This is a genomic window from Vibrio sp. Vb2880 (genome assembly GCF_033337975.1).
In the GTDB taxonomy this organism is placed as follows: domain Bacteria; phylum Pseudomonadota; class Gammaproteobacteria; order Enterobacterales; family Vibrionaceae; genus Vibrio; species Vibrio alginolyticus.
This window is the reverse complement of sequence record NZ_JAWORT010000021.1, coordinates 1-21,804: the sequence shown is the minus strand read 5'-3', so window position 1 is coordinate 21,804 and position 21,804 is coordinate 1. Positions and strand designations below refer to the sequence as shown.

Sequence of the window (21,804 nt, the reverse complement as noted above, 5' to 3'; positions counted from 1 at the left end):
AACTACATTCTCCTGTTTGTTAGCGCTTCCAACAAGACCTATAAGGTTGGTAGAAAATTTCATAGGTTTTTTTCGCTCAAACAACAGATATTAAAAATCACGTGATACAGAATTACGTGTTTGATAGAACTTAAGGATATTTCGTGGAAGTTAAAATTTTTCAGGTTGACTCGTTTACATCAGAGGTTTTCAAAGGTAATCCCGCGGGTGTTTGTATCACAGAGTCAAGCCTTGATGAGGAAACGATGTTGGCCATCGCGGCCGAGATGTCGTTATCTGAAACGGCATTTCTGTCACTCAGTACAATGCAACTTCGTTGGTTTACACCGAGGACGGAAGTTGCTTTGTGTGGACACGGCACACTTGCAACGGCGCACGTTCTGAAAGAGCAGGGGTTATATAATACTGGAGATACGATTGAGTTCGTTACGCTATCTGGGGTTTTAACTGCACAACTCGATCATGAAGAAATTCATTTGGTGTTTCCTGCTCCAACTTTAGATATGCGAGCTAGTATTAACAAAGACTTACTTCATGGTTTGGGGCTAGATGCCGCCAATGTAGTCGCCTACGGTCAGTTTGATAATAAGCAGTTGGTCGTCATTAATGATGAATTTGTGCTTGAACAACTCGACCCTGATTTTGGTGCGCTGCTTAAACAAAAAGGCCGTGGCGTCGTCATCACTGCTCAATCAAGCACTGACGCCGATTTTGTCTCTCGATACTTCGCGCCTTGGGTGGGTGTTAACGAGGACCCAGTTACAGGCTCTGCACATTGTGCTTTATGTGTTTACTGGGCTAAAGAGCTCAACAAAAAGCAACTGAAAGGCTTCCAAGCCTCCAAGAGAAGTGGGGTCGTCCATACAGAGTTGTTAAGCACTGAGCACGTTAAGCTTTCTGGAAGTGCGGTAACGATGTTGCGAGGATATATGAGAATCGCGTAGCGGTCCTTGTGGAAATGATTTTATTTCCGTGTTACCCAATGCTCAATAGTGAATACGCTTGAATGCTTCTTATTTAAGTGGTTAATTTTGTTTGTAACCCCCCTGACACGGTGGTGTATAACGATTGGAGAGTTATATGAAAACTATCGGCCTTCTAGGTGGTATGTGAATAGCCACCGACTTGATAGACACCTTTTAGTTAGGCAAAATGACTAAAAGAGAGGTGCTTATGAGCAGCAAAAGATATCCAGAAGAATTTAAAATTGAAGCGGTCAACCAAGTGATTCAGCATGGCTATGCCGTTAACGACGTTGCTGCTCGCTTGGTGATATCCAGTAAGACGCTTTATAACTGGGTATCAAAGTTCTCTAAGCCACCGACTCAGTGTAAACAAGATGGCGATCTTCTCACTGAAATTGCGCGCTTGAAGAAGCAACTCAAGCGAGCCGAGCAAGAAAGGTATATTTTAAAGGAAGCCGCAAGGTTGTTTGCCAACGAGTCAAAGAACGATACGCGTTCATAAAATCTCGCAGTCATCACTACCCCATCCGAGCGATGTGTCGCTGCTTAGGGCTACACCCTAGTGGTTATTACACATGGCTGAAAGAGCCACAAAGTAAGCAGTATATTGAAGAAAAAAGCTGTTGCTCAAAATCAAACAGCTTTGGCTTGAGGGTGGTGGTTTACATGGATACCGCAATCTTCACTTGGATTTAAAGGATGAGAAAATAGCCTGTGGGAGAAATCGAGTTCTGAGATTAAAGCAGAACGCTAACCTCAAAGTTTTACGAGGTTAGAAGCGTCCAAAAGTGGATTACTCCGGTCTTTAATAATGGCCTCAATAGAGAGTTTTAAGTGTTAGCGCCAAATCAGTGGTGGGTGAGCGATATCATTTATATCCACACGCACGAAGGATTTTTGTTCTTGGTGGTTGTAATGGATTTTTACGCTCGGCAAGTTGTCGGTTGGTCTATGTCACCAAGAATACGGAGGATCTTGTTTTATTAGCGATCACGATGGCATATTGGAACTGAAAGCATGAGTCGCCAACCCAAAACTGCGACATAGATATATAAAGATAAGATAATTGTGCTCATGCTCAATTATTAGGCATGTATAAACTAATCGCCGTACGATTTATCCCTTCCATGTAATGCAGAAGGTGGCGGAAGGCGTTTGCTGGTGCTCTCTCAGCCTGTGTAGGATGTAATAATTCATAGCAATAATCATTAAGTGGATGAAAACCAAGTAATGCCGCTTGCTGTCGCCACGCTTCAAGTTGCTGTTTGGTTTTTGGGCGTAAGTTATGAGCCCCTTGCTGTAGAATCGCGTGAGATAACTGTTGCCATTTCAGTAAAAAATCAGAGAGTTGATTTCGTTCCATTTAGTTTTTGTCCTTTGTTTTTATTTGCACTAAGCCGAATTTTTCATCAGAGAGTGGGGTTTTGGTAAACATCGCCAATACCTCAAAATAACTCTGTTTTGCATTGCAGTTCCAGCGACCAAAGAGCAGTTGCTGATGCTCATTACTCATAGATAAGTCTATATTTTTTGGGATACGAACATTCACCCTTGTATCGCATGTGGTAACGATCTCCGCTTCTTGATAGTGACAATATGGCATGTGTTGCGTCTGGTATGCTTGTTCGCAGCATAGCCAACCTAATTGATCCGTATTGGATGCAAAACGGTTTGATAAACGACGGGTTTGCATACGCTGCCATTGGGCACGAACCTGAAGTTCTGGGTGATCAAACAAGGTTTCCCATTCAATATCGGTAGGAGACGATGTGATTTTAGTATCTTTTATGGATAACTCATTGTGATGCGTTATTTTTGATTGCGCCGAAAACGACATCAGTGCCAATGAAGGCAGAGCTTTGAGATCGCACCGAGTATGCGCAAACGCCAATTGACTATTCCAGCCTTGATTTCGCTGTGCTTTTCGACCATCGGTGATGGTAGTCCATTGGTGCTGAACATGATCATAAAGATAAAAACGATACCCTTGAGCGCCTTTATCGGTGCGCCAAAACTCCACACTTATCCCCATTAGGTTGTGATAACTCACTGGATGATAACGGCGCTTGTGTTCACCCGCTAAGAGATACAGTGGACAAGGCAGTGGCGTTTGTTGTAAAGCATGAAGTTGCAAGCTTAATGCCGTGATCTGCGGTATGACGGTGGCGTAGTCAACATCAATATAGTTAGCGACTAAATACTCAATCGTATTCAATACACTATTGAGTTGGGCTGACAGAGAGGGTAAATCCACTTGGTTTAACTCAAGTACCAAAGTATGCGCTTGTGCCAGTTGTGCAGGAACGATGTTTTGCACGCCCACTGAGAGCGTCTCTTCTAACCATTGTTCTAATTGCTGTAATTGAGCGCGTTGCTTATCGCTGATTTGTTCAATGAAGATCGCCTCATCCATGGCTAAGGTATTCCCTTGTATGGAAAGTGCAATCAGTGCCGCCGCTTGGTGTACGCAAGGGTGTTGTTTGCATGAGCAGGTGGCAAGCTCCCATTGCGACGCTCGTGGGAAATAGAGACGAAAGGATTTGCTGCTGGCGAAATGGCATTGAACGATGGCGTGTTCATCATGGGTTTCTACATCAAGGGTAACCCCTTTTCGCCAGTGCTGAATGGCCTTGGTGACGGTGCTCTTTCCCATAATAGGGGCGAGGTCATCACAGTGTTGTATGAACCACTCGTTAAGGGAAAAAGGCGCCAAAGAGGAGGTGACCTCTGTGGTGGTTTCAGGAGCAGCTTGACTTTCACATTGACGTAATGCAATAAAAAACGCCACTTTATGAAAGCAGGTATTGATGGCACCACACGAGCAAGTTAAGGCATCAACGCTCTTTTCACTGAGGGTTAATTGGTGTTGATCAATGACGCCATTTAGGTGAGAGGGGGTGATGTCCCACTCACTGACATCCACATCTTGGCTTTGTTTGGTGGCGCGACGTAATAAGCCGCGATTTGTCCAGTTAACTAAGAAATCATCGCTTAATTGTTGCGACCAGTGTAGTAATGTCATTATTTGATTACCTCAGCAACCCATTGACTTAAATGTTCGGGTGTCATTGATGCTATCTCCATCCCCTTATGTAACAGTTGGTTGGTGATTTGATTGTCGTACTGTGGAATGCCCGCCGTATCTAATGCCGTTAATCCAAGCAGGGTTACGCCATCGCGGTGCATTTTTTCAGTATAGTGATACAGCGAAGCGGGTGAGCCACCTTCATAGAAATCACTGATCAATACCACCATGCTACGAGCCGGATCCGTGATGCGTTCATGCGTGTATTGCATGGCTAAACCGATGTTTGTCCCACCACCTAATTGAGAATTCAACAAGATGGCCAGAGGATCCCCTGCATGATCGGTGACATCGACAACCCGTGTATCAAATAAATAAAGTTTGACATTGAGCATAGGCAATCGACAAAAAATGGTGGCTACCACAGCGGCATGGATCAAGGAATTTAACATCGAACCACTTTGGTCAACCACCAAATGAATGTCCCACGGCACTTTATTTTGTTGGGTTTGATAAAAGAAAGGGCGTTCTAAAATAAACGCCTCTGTGTCAATTTGGTAGTGCTTTAAATTTCGTTTAATGGTATGATGCCAATGCGTATAGGATAACGGCATCGGTTGTGCGTGGCTCATCGGTATTCTGTGATGAGAAAAAACACTGCGAATTTGTTGTACGAGCACCTCTTCTAACTCTTTGCATACGGTTTGAATAATGCGTTCTAGCTCAGAATGAAGAGAGGCTGGGATTTGTTCGCGAAACGATAACAGCAGTTGCAATAAATCCAAATCGGCCGTTTGTTGCTTGAGGGTATCTTCATCGAGTAGCAGCGATGTTAAGCCATAGCGCGCTAAACCGTGTTGTTGTAAAATCTCTACGGTGGATTTAGGAAAGGCTTTTTTTACGCTTGAGAGCCATGTTATTGGGCTAGGTAAACCGCTGTTGATGCCACCTTTAGACGACACGGTAAATCGGTCTTTATATTCCTGTGAATACAGTTGATCCAGACACTGATCTTTTAATGCGTCTTCTTGATTAAGGGTGTGTGAATAGCGTTGGCCTAAGATTAACCGCCAACGTCGATTTTGCTCATTAGTCATGAGAGATCCCCCATAATGATAGCCACTCTTCAGCTAGGTGTTGAAGTTGATTCGCTTGAAGTAAAGTATCATGACTTGGTATCGTTAAATTGAGCCATAAAGTATCGCTCTCTTGGTGACATAAGTGCCCAAACTCTTCGATTTGATTAGGGGTCATGAGCATAAAGGCGCGACGCAAAGCGGGAAGCGTGTGCAGAAAATCGTGTTCATCAAACTCAGAAATGATCTGATCTAACGCCGGTTGGATCGCATCATAATATTGGTATATTTGCGTGTCGACTAAGCCCAACCCATAACAGAAATCCCCCAGAGAATCCGGAGTGAGATGGCATTGGCTGGCGGCACTTCTCATCATTAATATCACGTTTTGTTGTTCATCTTCTTCGTTTGAAGAGGGAGCAATCGATAAGGCCAATCCTGCAAATACCCCTTGTATCTCAAAAGGGACGGCAATTTCAGACAGCGAATGAATCGCATCCAATAAAAAATAGGCCGGACATAATTGTGGCATTCGATTAATCAGCTTTCCAAGATCAGAAAGCAAGGTTGCCTCAGCGGTGCTGGAATGCCCATTAATGGCACGAGGCAGCCGAGTGCAAAGACGAACATAACAACGGTAAATCAAGCGTTCTATCTCGTTTTTCGTGTCTTGCACAAACAGCGAACTGTTCCATTGAGAGCGAAATAACAGCGTCAGTGTTTGATTAAGAATATGCAGATCACTTTCTTTATCCACCTGCTCAGAGAGGCGATGTAAGATTGGGGTAAGCCATTTTTCCAGCCCCATCTGCAAAGAACGCAATAGCAACGCCACAAGATTTTCGCTGTTTAGGTATTCATCAGCGAGGTGTTGTTGTATTTTATAGTTGATCGCTTCTACAATGGTGCTGCCTTGGTAGCCAAGCTCAATTAATGTGGTTTCTGTAGTAAGTTCGTATTGAATCAGCCACTTTTCTCGTACGCGATAAAGATCCGTTTGAGTGACAAAATTCGGGCCTGCGATCTGAGTGGCGTAAGGAATCGATAAAAAAGCCAAACGATGTAAACACTGAGAAAGCGCAAGGTGTTTGGGACTTCGATAAATAGCCAGCTCTTTAGTAATAGTGAGATCACTAAGTGTTTTTGGTAATGCAAAAGCATCACATTGACGGTGAAAGTCAATGATGATCGGCGAAGGAGGCAGCGTATTCGGCACCTTTCCGTATTGTGAATCAACAAAAAAAGCATCAAGCCATAATGAAAAACGCGATATGTGATCGCTTAAGCTCGGATCTTTTTCTAAGGTTAAGCACGCGGCCTCACAAAACTCACTGCGTCCGACTGGCACTTGGCGCAGTTGAGCTAAATGCTCGGCGGCCACCACCAAATCGACCAATTGCGGCATGGCAACAGGGTGCTCTTTTTGCTGTAAGAATGACATGAGCTCTGTCGCCAGTTCCGTGTGCAGGCGGGTGGCTAGTGTTGCTCGTTCTTTCTTCGTGCTTGATTTTAGTTTTTTCCACCAATGCGCATAATAGCCACTTTGCGATAAATGCGCGCCGTACTGGGGATGACTTAATCGTGATAAAGGATAAGGGATCAGGTATTGATAAGACGTTTCCACTTTTATTTGAGGTAAAAAATCGGAGGTGCCTTGTTGTAAACAGTGCGAGATCCCCATGCAGTGAAACGCACCACAGACCACCAATACGCGTTTTCCCTCTTGGATATGAGGCGCAATGTGGCTTGCCATGTACTGTTCACGGTATTGAGTGTGACGATCCGTCTCGACACGCCCCTCCCGCATTTGCAGTCCAAATAGGTGCATGCGTGTAAAAAACTCAGAAGGTGACAAGGTCACATCGGCTTCAAAATGGCGATCCCACCACTGATCAAAATGTTCGCACCCAGAGCGTTGAAGTAACGCGTCAAGGTAACGGTGTTGAAAATGCTTTTTTTCACTGGAAGCGTAAATTAACGGGTTATTTCCTTCTTCGTTTTCCTCTTCCTCGTTACTCTCATTCCAATAACCGTAAGGCAAATCAATAAATTGGCAAGGAATGTTCTTTTTCTTTGCGACTTTTAGAGCGTTCCATTCAGGTGACATCTCTGCAAATGGGATAAACCCGCGTTGAGCATAAGGGGCACTCTGGGTCTCATTCGTTAAGCGTGCTTGTTTGTGTAGATAAATCGCCACTGGCGCTTGGCATTCATCGGCTTGCATGTAGGGCAGCAAGGATTGTGCATCATGTGGTGTTTCAATGAGAATCACATCAGGTTTGGCTTGCTTGATCAATTGCAACAAGTACCAACTGCATGTTGGACTGTGATGACGAATGGGAGCCCAAATGAGGTTATTATCGTGATGGAATTGAGCCGCAAGAGAAAGAAGATCAGATCCCTGCATGTTTGCATCCATCTAAGAATAGGGCCCATTGTGGGTCATTCGCACGCTGACGAGTGATCACCCGGATGTAATCGCTTAATGATTCATGATCTTTTTGATTGTCTTTAATGACGGTGCCCATTAAAAATTGAGCCAAATGCACAGGAGTAACGTGATTATCCCCAAAGTAGTGGCACTGCATGGCGGCATGAAAGGCTAAGTTGATGCTTTCAGGTATGGAGAGTAACGTCGAAGGCGTTGGGATGCTCACTCCTGCCACTTGGCCTGATTTCAATTCATCAAATACCGTGACTAATACATCAATGGTGTCATTCTCTAAACGTAAATCGACTTTTTCATGTTTGAGTCGATCATTCACTTGCGTCATGGCTAATTCAATGCGTTGCTGGCGTTGAGCTAAGGGTTTCAATACTTCAAAATTAAAACGACGCTTGAGAGCAGAAGACATTTGATTAACGCCTCGGTCGTTTAAATTTGCAGATGCAATGATGGTGAATCCAGGCTGAGATAATAGGTAGTTGGTCTCAGATTGAATCTCTGGAATGTGCAAAATGCGATCCGATAAGATAGGGATCAGGTTATCTTGCACTTCTGTTGGGCAGCGCGTTAACTCTTCAAAACGCATGATGGCCCCTTGTTTCATGGCATTAAAGAGTGGGCCGGGTACCATGGCATCCATGGTTGGGCCTGATTTTAGCAGGGTAGCGTAGTTCCAACTGTAGCGAATGTTTTCTTCAAATAACCCAGCACTGCCTTGAACGGTATAGGTACTGTTACCACAGATAGCGGCGCTCAGCAGTTCAGACAGTAACGATTTTGCGGTGCCAGGCTCACCAACAAGCATTAAGCCTTGTTGACCAAGCAGCGTGACGATGGCGCGCTCTACCACCGCATCGTTACCGTAAATTTTACGTGTGATGATTTGCCCTGAAATTGGCGTGTCGCTACCAAGAATGAAGGTGCGTACCGCTTTAGGACTGAGTTGCCAATGAGCGGGCTTTGATGATGTATCCGCATCTTGTAGTGCTGTTAATTGTTCTTTGTACAGTTGCTCTGCGGGTAATCGTTGTACTGCAAACATGGTTAATCCATTTCATGTGAGTCATGCCACCAATAGGGAATTGATGGCATTTATTAACGTGTTTAATGTAGGGTTATTTTATTGATTCAATATCATTAATTACTTCACTGTAGACCATTGGGGAGACGTTACCCAGCTCCAGTAAGTGATTGTTGCGATCCGAATAATAATGATAATCACCCGTGAAAAACTTAACGTGTGGGATGGTTTGATTCTCGTCATAATCGTACGATCCCATACAAAAGCCTTCTTCCATATAAATCAGGGCGCTGATGTTGGCTTGAACAAAGTATTTTTCGAACCATTGCACCGAGCCGCCATCCAAAGGCTCACCGGTTCGCCATCCACGTTTTTCCAACGAGCTGCGCATACGTGATGTGCCGAATTTTTCTTTTTTATAGCGAGTGATCGTTTTATACGCGTGATCGTCTTCGGCTAACGTAAAGGTTGGGCGTGACAATTGAGCAAAAGGCGGCACAATCTCATAATCATCCAATAGATTATTCCACTCGATGCACGTTGCTTCTTCCAGCGTTAATGGGTGGACGACAGAGAACAGGCTCTCGTTGTCTATCGTAATGTTTTCATCATCAATATCCACAAACTGGTTGCGTTCGTCTAGACGAGCAAGCGTGATCTTATCTTGGTGCTGAATTGACCAAACCACACGACGTGCAATGTAACTGAGTAGTGGGTTGTGACCCCATGTTTGATTAAATAAGCTTGGTGAGAAAAGACGACCGGTGATCATCGCTTGCTCTAAACGATCAACCGCATTACGGTACACTTGTTTGATGTGTTTACGGAATTGAGTCAGCTCTGCGCGGCGTACTTTTAACAGCTCAGCATCATCGTCTTTACGTGTCGCTGGTGCCGATTTTAGCACTTTGCCATCTAAGCTGGTGATCAGTGAACCTTCATCGCTGAGTGTTAACGTTAGCGTACGATCCCCAAATGGGAAAGCCGCGTTTCCTTGTTGGTCAAAGCCGAGATCCGCAGACACAAGATCTGAAATCTCATCGCGAGAAATGCCTCTTTCTTTTGCCAGTTGATTCAGGGCTTTAATGCAGCGCTCTTTCAATCCTTGGCTACGGGCTTTGCGTGACCAGTGATCCAGCCAAGTGAGTGCCACGGTAGAGCTTTGGTAAGCTAAGACTTCAACTTTATAGAAGGCACTGGCAGACGCCCCGTTGCGTGATTCATCATCGAGATCTTTGCCGTAGGCTTGCATCAAGGTGTCATCACCCAGTAAAGCCGCAGAGAACAATACCCATCCTAAGCGACGCGATTTATCATCCGCTTGTTGATAGAGGGCGTCCCATAACGGTTTGAAGCCTGCGTTATCACAGTGTGCGATCACCTTAACCAATAAACTTGAGTGCTGTTTCGCGCTCTCTTCTGATAATTTAGAGATCACCCATTGCATGACTTTTGGTGGTAACGGGTTACCTGTTGTCCAATGAAGTGATGGTAAATTCTCAAGCTCGATGCCTTTTGGTAGTGCGCCAGCAAATTCACTTAATAGTGCTTCAAGCTGGGTAAGGGTATCCGTTGAAAGTGGTGCATCGGCATCTAATTGCGTTTCAAGCTCGCTCTGAGCTAACGTGATCGTAAAGGCGATGTTGTTCATCAATAGGCTTAATGTATGGTTTTTCTCTTTTACTCGGGCTTTATTTAATGCCGGAAGCGCCTCTGGAATAGGGGCTTGAGATAAGGCTTCAGCCACTTGCTTTCGAGTCGCGAGTTTTTTATGCGCCAATAGGTCAATAATGATAGGGTACGTCTCATTTGGCGACCATTGAAGCGCTAATGCCATTGATCGTGCTGAGGCATTGGGACTGAACGCTTTAAATACGGTTAACGTATTGGCGGATTGCAGTGGTAAATAGAGTGACCATAGCAGATCCATCGCCAGAGAATCCATTGTGGATAAGATAATCTCCGCGGCCTTAATGGCATTCTCTTGGTAATACTCTAGGAAAAACTGAAATGCGTGTTTATTGGTTTCCGTATAACCGCCATCAGCCTCGATATCTTGAACCCAAAAAGTCAGGCAAAGCAGTGCATTTTGCTCATTATTATCATGGTGTTCCATGAGTTTTTTAAATAATGCTAGCTGATAATAGTGTGGACAAACGTGATGAATTATGGCACTCAGTGTCACCACTAAAGCACGCTCACCATGTTGGCTCAGCAAGTTATTGGCGATTTGTTCGACATAAGAATCGAAGTTTTTCACCCAATTTTCAGAGGTGTCACAGCCACACTCAGGATCACGACAGTTTGCATTGGCTTTGATGGATTTAATGGCTTGCTTAACGGTTTTATGATCATCATTAGACACGGCTTGTAATAATTGTTTCACCGTATTCGCTGGATTTGTATCAACACTCACCTCATTTTCTTGTCCGGATAGAGTGGCAAGCAATGATTTTATCTCAGCGACTTTTTCTTTTTTGAACAATGGCGTCGTTGTGCTCACGATGATGTCGGTCAGGCTCGGATCTGACACCAATGAAAGCAATGCTTCACACGCGTGAAAGCGCACATTTTTTTTACGAGAAGATAAGGCATTCAATAATGCATCACTTGCTGTGGAACCTTGTTTAAGCAATCCTTTTGTTGCCGCTTGTCGTACGCTCTCAATGGTATCATCAAGATAGTCAATTAAGGTAGGGATCGCAGCAGGATCCGTCGAGACACTCAAGGCGTTGACAAGGAAAAAGCGCTGCGGGATTTTTTTGGTTTGGAGAGCAGAAATCAACACATGTGGAAAACGTGTACCAATAACAGCCAGCCCTTTTTCCTCTTTCTTATCAATGCGAAGCTCTGAGCGTCCCCAATCGACAATACGTTGAACCATGCGAGTGGCCACATTCTCATTACAGAAAAGGTTAAGAAGCTCTACTTTATGCAGATGCTTAAGTATGAATTTTTCCATGTGTTGGTCTGATAATGCCGACAACACAGCACTGTTTGTTCTTAGGTCGTAAGCACTTAAATGTTCAACAAGGTAATCCGCACGAGCGTCGTCAATCTGTTGATTTTGCTTTTTTAAATGTAATGCAAGCCAAGGAAATAACGCCATTGCTCGTGAATGGCCATCATAATTTTGTGGCACAGGGTAAGCTAAGGCTATTTGACAAATTGCGTCACTGTGTTGGTCGAAGTAAGGTGCAATGTCATCATAATCGACACGATGATTCTCAGCAATTATGCACAGTTGTTCTGGAGTGATGCTGTGACACGTGAATGCTAAGAAATCCAGAGAATATATATATCTTGCTTGAGTTGCAGCGATGTTGATGGCGTCACACACGTCTTGGTGTGGCCAGCATGCAAACATCTCCTCTAGTGTGCTTTGCTCTCTATCATCAACAACGTCCTCGGCAATTTTTGTTAGTAAGCAAGCAGGGGTTTGATCGACATTGATCTGTTTATTTTTTAAAAATTCAAAGTAGAGAGATAAAGAAATGGATTCTAAGAATGAAGGCAGCGCATCAATTAATGGTTGAACATCACCTTGAGCCTTCTTTATCAAAGACACCGAGTAGTCGGTCATTTTACCATATTGATTCCAACGATTGATGTTTTCAGGTTCTTTACTGGCTTGAGTAAATAAATCAATACAATCAGCAATGGTATAGCCATTAGAAGCCCCACTGAGTGTATACCATGAGTTTATCTCAGTCGCGAGATTGAGGATCTGCTTTTTGTGCAGTTCCCACAGTATATTCTTATATTGGTCGCCATCTTCAAAGTGCTCACGCAATTCATCTTTTATTTCATAAAAAGAGTCGTTGTCTTCAACAATTTTTTTAGCAATATTTAGTTCTGATTCAGTTATCATACTACGCTCACTATTTAGTGATTTATTTTTATTAAAAAGGTAAGTCTGCCTTGTCTTGGCGTCGTCGATCTTCTATCTGATTTGATCAACAATGCCATCTCGAATTAATGACCGTTTGCCCGCACCTTCAGTTGACCCGGTATACAGTGAGCGGCATTGGCTACAATGCCGCTTTTTCTTATTCAACGATATGTGGCATGAAACGTTCTTTATGAAGCTGGAGTACTTCACCTGTGAACTCTCTCACAGCGATACCGGAAGATTCCATATCTAGTGCTTCGCCATCTACCCACGGAGCGAGCCAAGAGCAAACGATGGCTTTTGTTTCGCCCTGATCTGCAGATGTAGTTGGGCAAAGTTCTTGATAAATGAAATCATCTTCAGTGTAAAATCCAGAGGTTTCGTGAACGAGCTTGTCATCATGATAGAACTCAATGTTGTTGCTCATTCGGCCTTGGAGCGGCTTTTTTACGTAATGTGAGAGGTGGGGGGGCTTTTCCATGAATGATGGAATAACGTATTGCCATGCTTCAGCGTTTGCAGTAACAAAAGCCTCTATTACACGATCTTCCTTAGCAAGCACGTCTTTTAAATACGTTAACCATGCCCAGACTCCCTTATTTGAGACGAACCATCGCCAAGCGGGCTCCATGAAACGTGTTTTATTAGACCACTTGTGCCACTCTAAAAGGGGATTAGACGTTTCAGCATATAGGTCCCGAACCATGTCTTCCCAAGGGTAGAGTGCGAAAATGTAATCTAACTCTAAATCGTCAAGTAACCACGTACTTCGATTTAGGGAGAAATCATAAACCAGCCTATTGATGTCGGAGAACTGGACCAAATGTTCGGTTTGCTCGTTAAATGCATGGAAAAGCAGTTCTGTAGTGATACAGTCTTCAGTCAACTTTGTATCACATAAGAAAGCCACACGCTTGGGCGATTTACCTATCACTCGGTCTAAAGTCTTAGTCAAGTTTTCATAATGTAGATTGTATTGGTCGTTTGCCTGATCGAGCTTAGTAACCAAATGGTCCTGCATAATCACAGAATCATAATACATCGTTGGAGTGTCTAAGTTACCTTCGTAGAACTTTAAAACCTTACCATTCTCAAAATCATAGGCGATATCAAATCTGCCGTAGATTGCCTCATGATTTTGCTCATAGGTATGGATGGCATACTCAACAAACTCGGGAAACTGTTCGATGAATTCCCTTCCATAAAAGGTTGGAATTAGGGATTTGTAGGCTTCAGAAAAAAGAAAGTCTAGAGAATTGACGAGTAGATTGTAAACCTGCTCGGAAGCAATGTTGATGGCTTTAACCTCCTCTCGTGTAAAGCGATAGAAAGGGGTTTGGGCATCCTTATTCTCAGGAAAAACAAACTCGTCTTCCAATGGCGTTAAAGAAGTATTGCCACCATGAATCAATGCGATCGCAGATGTGCGGGGGCACTCTGCTTCCAGAGCGAAGTAATCTGGTGTCACGGGTAATAGTATTTTACGCATATTTGTGTGCATGAAGGGGGAGCCCCCCCTTATTTCCTGAGATGAAACTATCCACCCCACGAGCGAGATGAACTGAAACCCATCGAGCTACTGCGGCTGGAAGAACGTTTTGTTGAGAACGCTTGACGTTGTTGAGATAGTGTCTTGTCGGATGATGCTTTTGCTTTGATTGCAGCGGCACGCTCGGCAGATGTTTTTTTAACAGTTTGCGCACTGTAGATCCGTTTCTCTTTGGACGTTGTCGTGCTGTAGCTATCCATCGTTGAGTAAGACGTACGCGAGTAGCTATTCCAACTCGAATAATTCGAGACGTGGCGATAACACTCGTTGTCGTCGTCATCAAAAAGATAGCCGGGTTCGCAATTTGACTGACTGCTCAACTCTCGAGCGAGTTGTGAGTTGGCTTTTCCGGAATGGGTCTTATCCAGTTGAATAATATATTCAGTCACGCCACTCTTCGTGTCACCTTTGACGTTCAGTACCGCGACGTACAGATACTTCACGTTATTGAGGTAACCGTATCGTGCACCTACAACTTCGGGATGAATCTTTTGAATTTCAGCCAGAAACTCTTTGAGTTCGATATCTTCGTTATTCAGTGTTAAAAGAACGTCATCAACAGCATTTTGAATTTGATCAGGCGAGGGCGTTATGGTGTTGTCGTATTGGTGAGAGGAGCTATGTACTGTGGCCATTACAGTCATGCCGGTAATGAAACCAGAGCCACCCACCAACGCAATCTGAGACTTTTTCATTGTTTGCACCTATGCTGGTTAGTTGCTCATTGAAGCTGCGTTGATGAGACCAGCACTAATTGAAATGCTAGCAAGCAAAATAGCTTTAGCTTTTTCACCTGCGTTGATACGCTCAACAATAGCGGGAAGAGTGAGACGAACCAAAGCAAATACGGAAATTTGAACAACCATTGCAACCACACCCCAGATCGCAAAGTCTATCAAGTTTACTGATACTTTTGAGGCAGCAGTCAACGCTAAAATGAAACCTAAAAGGGCACCGCCAAACGAAATCGCTGCTGCTTCATTGTTTTGTTTTATCAATGCAAACTCGTCGTGAGGTGTAAATTTGGTATATACAAAAGCGAAAACAATAACCATCAGTAACGAAAGGCCAAAATATGCAATGAAAGGAATTAGCCCAGAAAGGGATTGCATTACATTAAATTCATAGGAGTTGAACATCTAGAGTTATCCTTGTTGGTGATTAATAGTTAACTGTGTGAGAGGTATGGAAACGCCAAGTGCGATGGAGCAGATGTAATTTCCTCGGTGAACAATATCGTGGTTGTCGTTAACCACGACTTCTTGCTCGACATTGACAATGACGATCTCTTGCATTTGCGCGGTTATATCTCGAAAGAATACAGCGAAGTTATTGTCAATAGTGTTTAAGTCATCGCCGATGACTTCCACGACTTCTAGGCCACCAAGCACACCCGTTAATCGGTGATATTCAGCGCCTTCAAAAGAAAATATTTCACTTTCTTCAATTATGTTTCGCCAGTAGTTTTCTGTTGCTTTATCACTCTTCGAACAAAACTCGTCTCCGGCATCTAATTGATATTTGAACAGCATAATGTCGATAAGGTTGTCAATTTTGTTTTCGCCAAAAAAGTTAAACTGAAAGAAGTAATCGTCTTCGGTATAGAAACGATGCGTATGTTCACCTCTTTCATTGTGGCTAGATTTACCGGTCACTTTTTTCGTCTCAGAACCAATCTGAAACTTTAGTTCAGGCGTGAAACGAAGCATCGGATAATCAACAGTGATAAGTTTTTGGAGGTCTATACCTAAAGTCGCTGTTTCACATTTCGTGTTTTCAACGAGATCAGGATTAGTTTTTAATTCAAAAAGTGTTTTGAGTTTTCTTAACATAAATAATTCTTCAAATGAGTTTCAATTTTCTGGATCTCTTGGTTTGCGATGTAATGAATAAAATCACCACCGCTGACCATGGCATCATCATCGGGGTTGAGCTGCAAATTTCGCCCTAGCTTGTCACTCTTTTTGGAAAAGCCTATCGAGATGACTTTTAGCTCTCGCTTAAGGATTGCCGACAATTCAGAGAAAGCCATTTCTCGCATTTGAATGGGGAGTTTAAGTGTGAAATGTGTTGCTAAAAAAGCAGGGTTAAGCAGCGCCTCTGTGCAAGAGCTGCTACCAGGGAACATTGCTGAGCGTGAAAGTAGGTGTTCGTCATGAATATTGATAATCTCAGTGCGGCCACTCGCGCCTTCTAACAGAGCTTGAATGTCCTCACACTCTGAATAGACTACGATATGGGCGTTGGATCCAGTACGCTCTAGGTAGTGATCGACGGCAACTGCAGTTAAATAGTTAACTGCATCTATACCCGTGTTTACGATAATGCTATCGCACTTTTCCAAACCCAGTCGTTTTAGCTCTTTAACAGAAACATAGTTCTCAACATTTACATAGAGAATATCGGTGTTCATCAGAGGATGCTCTAAACCTTTTTCATCAGAAACGATGACGATTTTTTTCTTATTTGCTTGGAGAAGCTTTGTCAGCTTAGCCGTGCGTTGTGGTATCCAACCAAAGACAATGATATGTCTACTGAGATCGCTCACGTCAATTGTTCCTGCTACAAATCTTTTTTTCAGTGTTAAGTACAATTCGCCTAACTTCGCCAGCGCTGAGCCAAATAGCAAAATACCAGTAGGGGCGATAATCAATGCATAGAACAACCGGCCTCCAGGCGTTACTGGTGAGATATCCCCGAAGCCAACTGTGCTCATTGAGACACTGTACCAATAGGTATAATCAATAAAGTTTTGGGTCAGCGGTTCACTGAATGCGGCGAGCATTGCCCATGTAAAAAGGTAGTGAATGAAATAGGTGGCGAGGAGTACTCGCCACGTTGTATTTCCCACCATCCTTTGCAAGAAACTCAGTAGCAATGGACGATGTAAAAACATTGAATCACCAACCTAAACCGTCATCATCGGTTGTCGCTGCGTCGATTTTATCTTGTAGGCTATTTGATGAAGCGTTCTTACGTTCACGTTGCAGTCGAATGAGTTCTCTTTCTTCTTCTTGACGTCGGGCGAGTTTTGACACGGCACCGCCGCCAGCTACAGATACGCCTTTAATCTCTGCTGCAAGCTCTGTTTGTGCTTTGTGAACTTTAATTAGCTCAGCATTCGCACGATAGTTTGCAATCAGTTGCTCTTCTGCTTGGATTTCATTTTCCATCTCTACAATCAAAGTGCGATTTTCTTTAATTGTATCTAGCGTGAACTCATATGCTTCAATCTGTGGCGCATACTTCGCTTTTAGTGACTTGATCTCGTTATGAATTTCTAGGCCTAAAGCTCGGAATTCTGTTGCTTTTTGCTCATCACCAGCTGCTTTAGCGTTGTCATGGCGTTGTTTGATGTCTGCCAAACTCGCTTCATAACCTTCTACTTGAGACTCGTAAGCTTCAAGGTCTCGTTTTTGGACACGGTTTTTTGCCTCACACTCATCGACTTTCTGTTTTGCGCCAGTTAGACGTTTACGAGCACGAGCAATATTCGCCTCATGAATTTCTACGCCATAGCGGTCATCGATAGCCTCTTCTGCTTTCTTGGCTACGGCTTCGCCAAGTCCAAATAATTTTTTAAACAAACTCACGGTGTATTTCTCCTGAAATTAGTTTTGCTGATTATGCTCAGTAATCAGCTGCGCGACTTCAAACGTGTTGATAGCCAGTTTATTAAGCTCTTTCTCTACGCCTTCGATAGGCGTGTTAGACAATGCCTCACCTAAAATCACATAGCATTCTTCGCCATCGATCTCTTCCAAGGCGAAACTAGATAAAGGCAACAGCTTTGCTGCTTTCAACAAGCAATAATTCAGTTTTGCTGGGTCCTTAACCTGATCGACCGAGGCCAGCACTGCCTCAGCGGTCATGTATTCTCCGTTTATTACAACAGCAATTGCTAAGTCTTGATGCTCTTTTAAAACAACAGAAAGAGAAGATTCACCGATCACTGTAGGGATGAACTTAGTTTCATTTAAAGATGATGCCAATTCGTTAGCAGTCCACATATTCACTTCCATCTGTATTTGTTTGCTATAAGTTGTGCTCACTCATGAGGAAAAACGTTCCCACTGAGTTTACTTCAAACCGCACAGGTGGCGGTCAAACGATATCGTCTTGTTCAGGGGGGGGGAGAGTACGCCTTTAACCATTCGGTTAGCTTAGAAATATCAATGGGCGTATCGGACCTGCTTGAAAAACAAAGCAATTATATCGTGATGGTTAGGATTATTCACTTGGCAAAATGTCTGTTCGTATAAGCAATCTCACGGTTCTTGCCGACATAAAGAAAGCATGTTCTATTTTGATGTGTCTTTGGTGCTTTTTGATAACTTGGATGTGCAATTCAATTAACGGGTTTGCATGCGACAAAAAGGTATACGTGAGCAGGCTCTGCTTGATTCGTACTCTTCTTTCCTAAGGCTAAATACACCAGAGGAAGTTTTTCTATTGGACAGAAAACTGTAGTAACGCACCATTTTAAAATGGTGCCGAGGGATACGACTCACGAACCGTCATATCATATCTTCCTTCGTCAACGTCTTCGTTTTGTTCTGACCATCTCGATGGTCTAGGTACTTAAACATGCCCGTTCCTCCGTTGTTGGCTCATCGCTCGCAGCTTCAATTTGATGGCTGTCCGCCGTGTGTTCAGACATCCACTCCGTTACACGTTGCTGCCCTAATTATGGTGTTGTGTAGCGACTAAGATAGTCGTAGCACCGCAAATCAAAGTTTGGGCCTTCATCAGCGTTTGTTTCTTGCGGAATTTTTTGCGTGAGAGAGTTGTAATCGTCGTAGCTCACTAAACCAGTACGAGTTCGATGGATTTGCTCAAGGTCGAAAATATGTTCTCTGTCTGGCGTACCACCGCCTTGGGAATGATAAATCATTGGTCCTAGGTATTTGTCTTGACAATTTATCGATACCACTTCATTCATTACACGAACATCAACGCTGAAACGAGCTAAAAAGCTTTCTGGTGTTTGTAGCAATCATTTACTGCTATCTTTGATGTCGCCACCGATGTGCCAGGGATGGACACAGTTAGCAAGGCAAGAGTTGGGCAAAAGCCAACACAAACGGGTAAGCGACATTCTCTCCACATCGATCGCCTCAGGTTCATTCCATGCGTTTTCAAGGATGGAATGGCAGGGTAACAACGTTCTAATGATAGGAAAGATTCATCGATACTTTACATGTGTTGTTCTGGAGCGAGTCGACTAATAACTTGCATCATTTTGGACGACAGGTCGGCGTACAATTCGTAATTGGATGTTAAGGTAATGACTCCTTTCTGCTCACAAAGTGCTTTAACTTGAAAGAATGATTTGAACTTCTCAATGCCTGCTTCTTTGGCTTGTCGATTTGCAGCCACCACGCCCCCGTCGCTATTGGAAAGAACAACGACGGGCTTACCTCGCCAGTCGGGACGGAAAACTTGCTCAGCACTACAATAAAATGAGTTCGCATCGACTAAGGCATACATTATTTTTGCTCTCAGCAGGTTACTTGGTCTATGACAACGTATGGATCTGATGACTACACCTTCTAACGAAAATGAGTCACATTCGGTAATCAGGGTTGGTTGATACTTACTGTGTGCCGATAATAGCCGCTTGCGATGAATATGAATTCACCATTGAGGTTTGTGAATAACGTCGTTCTGTTTAACATCTATATGTCGAAAACGATCAGCAAATCCTGATCAAATATACCTAGCCCTTGCATGGAATCACCACATGCTCGCCCGATGAAGGTTGCATTGGGATACTCTACTAGCAGTTCGTCTAGATCTAGAGAGTTGAATGTATTCAGTAGCTGGAGACTAAATCCAGTGATGCCAGCATGTGCGCTAATTGGAATAACTCTCATAAATAATACTGTGTAAGTGAACAGTATTATTTGGTGTGAAAAGTCATTTTGGCAAGTGGGTGTAAACTGTCGGCCTAATATCTCAGCAAATTTAATTATGTGATTTGAAGGTTTGTTCCTATGTTTCTGATAATCAAGAATAAATGGTAGAAGGTCATGATTTCGAAGAAGACCAACGAGAGCAGCATAGAATGAACTTCCAGACAGGTTTGGTTTTCTTTATTGCAGAGCTTCCAGCGTTTGTCACTTGCTTAATTCTCCAATTTCTTTGAGTACGAGCATAACAAATTGTTCAAGAGTGATTCGACACGCGTGGCATTTTTACTATGCGTTAGGTTTGGTGGTTAAGGTGGTATGTGGGGGCATCGGTATTGCGTTGCTCACACCTTAACAGGGCGTTGTGAAAATGAGGGGAATTAACATGTTAGATAGTGAAAAAATCGAATTAATAGAATCTTATGTCAGTAGCTACAATGCTTTTGATGTGGTTGGATTACTCGATCTTCTTGACGATGGTGTAGTGTTCGAGAATGAGTCAAATGGAGAAATTACCGCTCGTTCAAACGGCAAAGTTGAGTTTGAAAGCTTGGCTTCTGAGTCGGCAAAGATTTTTAGTGCTCATCAGCAAGTTGTGACAGCTACGGAGATGTTGGAAATGGCAGCGACGGTCAACATTGAGTATATGGGGACTTTGGCAATAGACCTACCTAACGGTCTCAAAGCGGGGCAGGTTTTGGAGTTAAAAGGTCGAACATACTTTGAGTTTCAAAATGGTAAAATTAGTTACATAAAAGATGTCAGCTAAATTTGTATAACAAACAATTTAAATAGATTCGCAACGCTCGACATTTTTGGTTTAAATCAGTTTTAGTGTTTAAGGCGGTGTGCAGGGGCTTTTGTATTACATTGCTCACACCTTAACAGGACGTTTTGCCTTTTCACGTTGAACAATTCGTGCTAATAAGTGCTTTAATTTGATTGGTCTTGTGAATGTATTGGTTGTTGTCATGAAATCTGAGTTTATAGTTATCGGTTTAATTAGCAGTTTTTCTATAGGTAGCTTAGCTAACGATATTCTGATTACCACGCCTGTTGACGAAAAAGAAGTAGGCTGTTCCAGTGTTGTTTGTAAAAATATTATTGCAGAAAAAAGTGTTAGTAAAGCAGGGGACTTTCCAGAAAGAACGGGTAATGAAACCTTCTCGGCTATAGGGAATGTATTATTCGTAGTTGGTGAAATGGGTTTAGCTGAAAACTTGCAAGAAGATAATGTTGACCACAGGGTTATGAAGCACCCTTGAACATAGGTATAACAAAGCATTTAAGAGTGATTCCCAGCGTGTGGTATTTTTACTGTGCCTCGATTTTAGTGTTTAAAGTGGTTACGTGAGCTTAGGTATTGCGTTGCTCACCACTTAAGCGGCGTTAGTGCTCTCGCTAAAAATCAAGAATAAGGATTTTTAATGTCAAAATTTCAGTTTTATAGTAAGCCCGATACCAATGATAAAGCGTTTACATTTCTAGATATGGGCACAAACAGTTTTCTCGATGAAAAAGAAATATTATTTAAGCAGGGGTTTGAGGTCTCAGGAGATGTCATTTTTGCTGCTACTCCAAAAGAGGCTGTAGAGAAATATAGATCAAATTTTTTATATGTATCAGAAGAATACACGTATTCAAACTTGATTACAGCGATACCTTTGCTATTGATTGATTGTTTTAGGTGGGCATTTGGTCGCCGTTCAAAGCACTAAAAAAGTATTTAAGGCAGATTCGCAATGCATGGCATTTAGGTTTCTTTTAAATTTAGCGTTTACGTCCATAGTGGTTTAGGCTCAGTGGCAGTGTTGCTCATTACTTAACGCGGCGTTAGCCCTCCGAGTACCCCACGTTTAGTAGACACTTTACTAAGTTAGATCTAGGGTCTAATTGAGAGGTGATTTATGGCTAAACA

At 43.1% G+C, this 21,804-nt stretch carries 21 protein-coding genes and 3 pseudogenes; 7 read left to right on the top strand and 17 right to left on the bottom strand.

Annotated elements, in window-relative coordinates; translation table 11 throughout:
• Window positions 1–143 precede the first annotated feature (143 nt).
• The 4 genes from R7M92_RS19285 to R7M92_RS25100 all read left to right on the top strand — a co-directional run bounded on the left by R7M92_RS19285 (window position 144) and on the right by R7M92_RS25100 (window position 1,952).
• Complete coding sequence (locus tag R7M92_RS19285) at window positions 144–944, top strand: PhzF family phenazine biosynthesis isomerase (RefSeq protein WP_318134032.1); 801 nt, start codon at window positions 144–146, stop codon at window positions 942–944.
• Window positions 945–1,173: 229 nt separating this feature from the next.
• Window positions 1,174–1,467: a transposase gene (locus R7M92_RS19280; protein ID WP_225473094.1), complete on the top strand. Its 294-nt coding sequence runs from the start codon at window positions 1,174–1,176 to the stop codon at window positions 1,465–1,467.
• Window positions 1,468–1,588: 121 nt separating this feature from the next.
• On the top strand, window positions 1,589–1,741 hold the full coding sequence (locus R7M92_RS25105; protein ID WP_225473093.1) for an IS3 family transposase: 153 nt from the start codon (window positions 1,589–1,591) through the stop codon (window positions 1,739–1,741).
• 58 nt (window positions 1,742–1,799) lie between these two features.
• Complete coding sequence (locus R7M92_RS25100) at window positions 1,800–1,952, top strand: DDE-type integrase/transposase/recombinase (protein WP_390902713.1); 153 nt, start codon at window positions 1,800–1,802, stop codon at window positions 1,950–1,952.
• Between the two features lie 91 nt (window positions 1,953–2,043).
• Here R7M92_RS25100 and R7M92_RS19275 read toward each other — a convergent pair whose 3' ends face one another.
• The 17 genes and pseudogenes from R7M92_RS19275 to R7M92_RS19195 all read right to left on the bottom strand — a co-directional run.
• Window positions 2,044–2,328 (bottom strand): hypothetical protein, encoded by a 285-nt coding sequence (locus tag R7M92_RS19275; protein ID WP_213899875.1) that lies wholly within the window; start codon window positions 2,326–2,328, stop codon window positions 2,044–2,046.
• A complete protein-coding gene (locus tag R7M92_RS19270) occupies window positions 2,329–3,987 on the bottom strand; it encodes a hypothetical protein (protein ID WP_318134030.1) in 1,659 nt (552 codons plus the stop codon).
• Window positions 3,987–5,087, bottom strand: coding sequence for a VWA domain-containing protein (locus R7M92_RS19265; RefSeq protein WP_318134028.1), 1,101 nt, complete (start codon window positions 5,085–5,087; stop codon window positions 3,987–3,989). The genes R7M92_RS19270 and R7M92_RS19265 overlap by 1 nt, the downstream gene beginning before the upstream one ends.
• The gene (locus R7M92_RS19260) at window positions 5,080–7,473 is read right to left on the bottom strand and encodes a DUF5682 family protein (RefSeq protein ID WP_318134026.1); all 2,394 of its coding nucleotides are present in this window, start codon (window positions 7,471–7,473) and stop codon (window positions 5,080–5,082) included. The genes R7M92_RS19265 and R7M92_RS19260 overlap by 8 nt, the downstream gene beginning before the upstream one ends.
• Window positions 7,460–8,554, bottom strand: coding sequence for an AAA family ATPase (locus R7M92_RS19255; protein ID WP_318134024.1), 1,095 nt, complete (start codon window positions 8,552–8,554; stop codon window positions 7,460–7,462). Before R7M92_RS19255 ends, R7M92_RS19260 begins: the two co-directional genes overlap by 14 nt.
• Before the next feature lie 73 nt (window positions 8,555–8,627).
• On the bottom strand, window positions 8,628–12,404 hold the full coding sequence (locus R7M92_RS19250; RefSeq protein ID WP_318134023.1) for a DUF4132 domain-containing protein: 3,777 nt from the start codon (window positions 12,402–12,404) through the stop codon (window positions 8,628–8,630).
• A gap of 178 nt (window positions 12,405–12,582) precedes the next feature.
• Window positions 12,583–13,914 (bottom strand): glutathionylspermidine synthase family protein, encoded by a 1,332-nt coding sequence (locus R7M92_RS19245; RefSeq protein WP_318134021.1) that lies wholly within the window; start codon window positions 13,912–13,914, stop codon window positions 12,583–12,585.
• A gap of 47 nt (window positions 13,915–13,961) precedes the next feature.
• The gene (locus R7M92_RS19240) at window positions 13,962–14,669 is read right to left on the bottom strand and encodes a hypothetical protein (RefSeq protein ID WP_318134019.1); all 708 of its coding nucleotides are present in this window, start codon (window positions 14,667–14,669) and stop codon (window positions 13,962–13,964) included.
• Window positions 14,670–14,687: 18 nt separating this feature from the next.
• A complete protein-coding gene (locus tag R7M92_RS19235) occupies window positions 14,688–15,113 on the bottom strand; it encodes a DUF350 domain-containing protein (RefSeq protein ID WP_213899867.1) in 426 nt (141 codons plus the stop codon).
• Window positions 15,114–15,119: 6 nt separating this feature from the next.
• The gene (locus R7M92_RS19230; RefSeq protein ID WP_213899866.1) at window positions 15,120–15,806 is read right to left on the bottom strand and encodes a DUF2491 family protein; all 687 of its coding nucleotides are present in this window, start codon (window positions 15,804–15,806) and stop codon (window positions 15,120–15,122) included.
• Entirely contained in the window at window positions 15,800–16,870 is a 1,071-nt protein-coding gene (locus tag R7M92_RS19225; protein WP_318134017.1) for a potassium channel protein, read from the bottom strand. Before R7M92_RS19225 ends, R7M92_RS19230 begins: the two co-directional genes overlap by 7 nt.
• Before the next feature lie 4 nt (window positions 16,871–16,874).
• Window positions 16,875–17,567, bottom strand: a complete 693-nt coding sequence (locus tag R7M92_RS19220) for a hypothetical protein (RefSeq protein WP_318134015.1) — start codon at window positions 17,565–17,567, stop codon at window positions 16,875–16,877.
• An 18-nt stretch (window positions 17,568–17,585) separates the two neighbouring features.
• Window positions 17,586–17,984, bottom strand: coding sequence for a DUF2170 family protein (locus R7M92_RS19215; protein ID WP_318134011.1), 399 nt, complete (start codon window positions 17,982–17,984; stop codon window positions 17,586–17,588).
• A gap of 380 nt (window positions 17,985–18,364) precedes the next feature.
• A pseudogene (locus tag R7M92_RS19210) lies at window positions 18,365–18,578 on the bottom strand (transposase); the annotation flags it as partial.
• A gap of 83 nt (window positions 18,579–18,661) precedes the next feature.
• Window positions 18,662–18,970 (bottom strand): hypothetical protein, encoded by a 309-nt coding sequence (locus tag R7M92_RS19205; protein ID WP_225473080.1) that lies wholly within the window; start codon window positions 18,968–18,970, stop codon window positions 18,662–18,664.
• Between the two features lie 44 nt (window positions 18,971–19,014).
• Window positions 19,015–19,464, bottom strand: a pseudogene (locus tag R7M92_RS19200) (DNA polymerase V subunit UmuC); the annotation flags it as partial.
• A 12-nt stretch (window positions 19,465–19,476) separates the two neighbouring features.
• Window positions 19,477–19,850: pseudogene (locus R7M92_RS19195) on the bottom strand (LexA family protein); the annotation flags it as partial.
• Window positions 19,851–20,271: 421 nt separating this feature from the next.
• Between R7M92_RS19195 and R7M92_RS19190 the strand changes: the two are divergent.
• The 3 genes from R7M92_RS19190 (at window position 20,272) to R7M92_RS19180 (ending at window position 21,604) form a co-directional block, all read left to right on the top strand.
• A complete protein-coding gene (locus R7M92_RS19190) occupies window positions 20,272–20,655 on the top strand; it encodes a nuclear transport factor 2 family protein (RefSeq protein WP_318134009.1) in 384 nt (127 codons plus the stop codon).
• Window positions 20,656–20,857: 202 nt separating this feature from the next.
• Window positions 20,858–21,151, top strand: coding sequence for a hypothetical protein (locus R7M92_RS19185; protein WP_318134007.1), 294 nt, complete (start codon window positions 20,858–20,860; stop codon window positions 21,149–21,151).
• 162 nt (window positions 21,152–21,313) lie between these two features.
• Complete coding sequence (locus R7M92_RS19180) at window positions 21,314–21,604, top strand: hypothetical protein (RefSeq protein WP_225473072.1); 291 nt, start codon at window positions 21,314–21,316, stop codon at window positions 21,602–21,604.
• The last annotated feature ends 200 nt before the right edge of the window (window positions 21,605–21,804 follow it).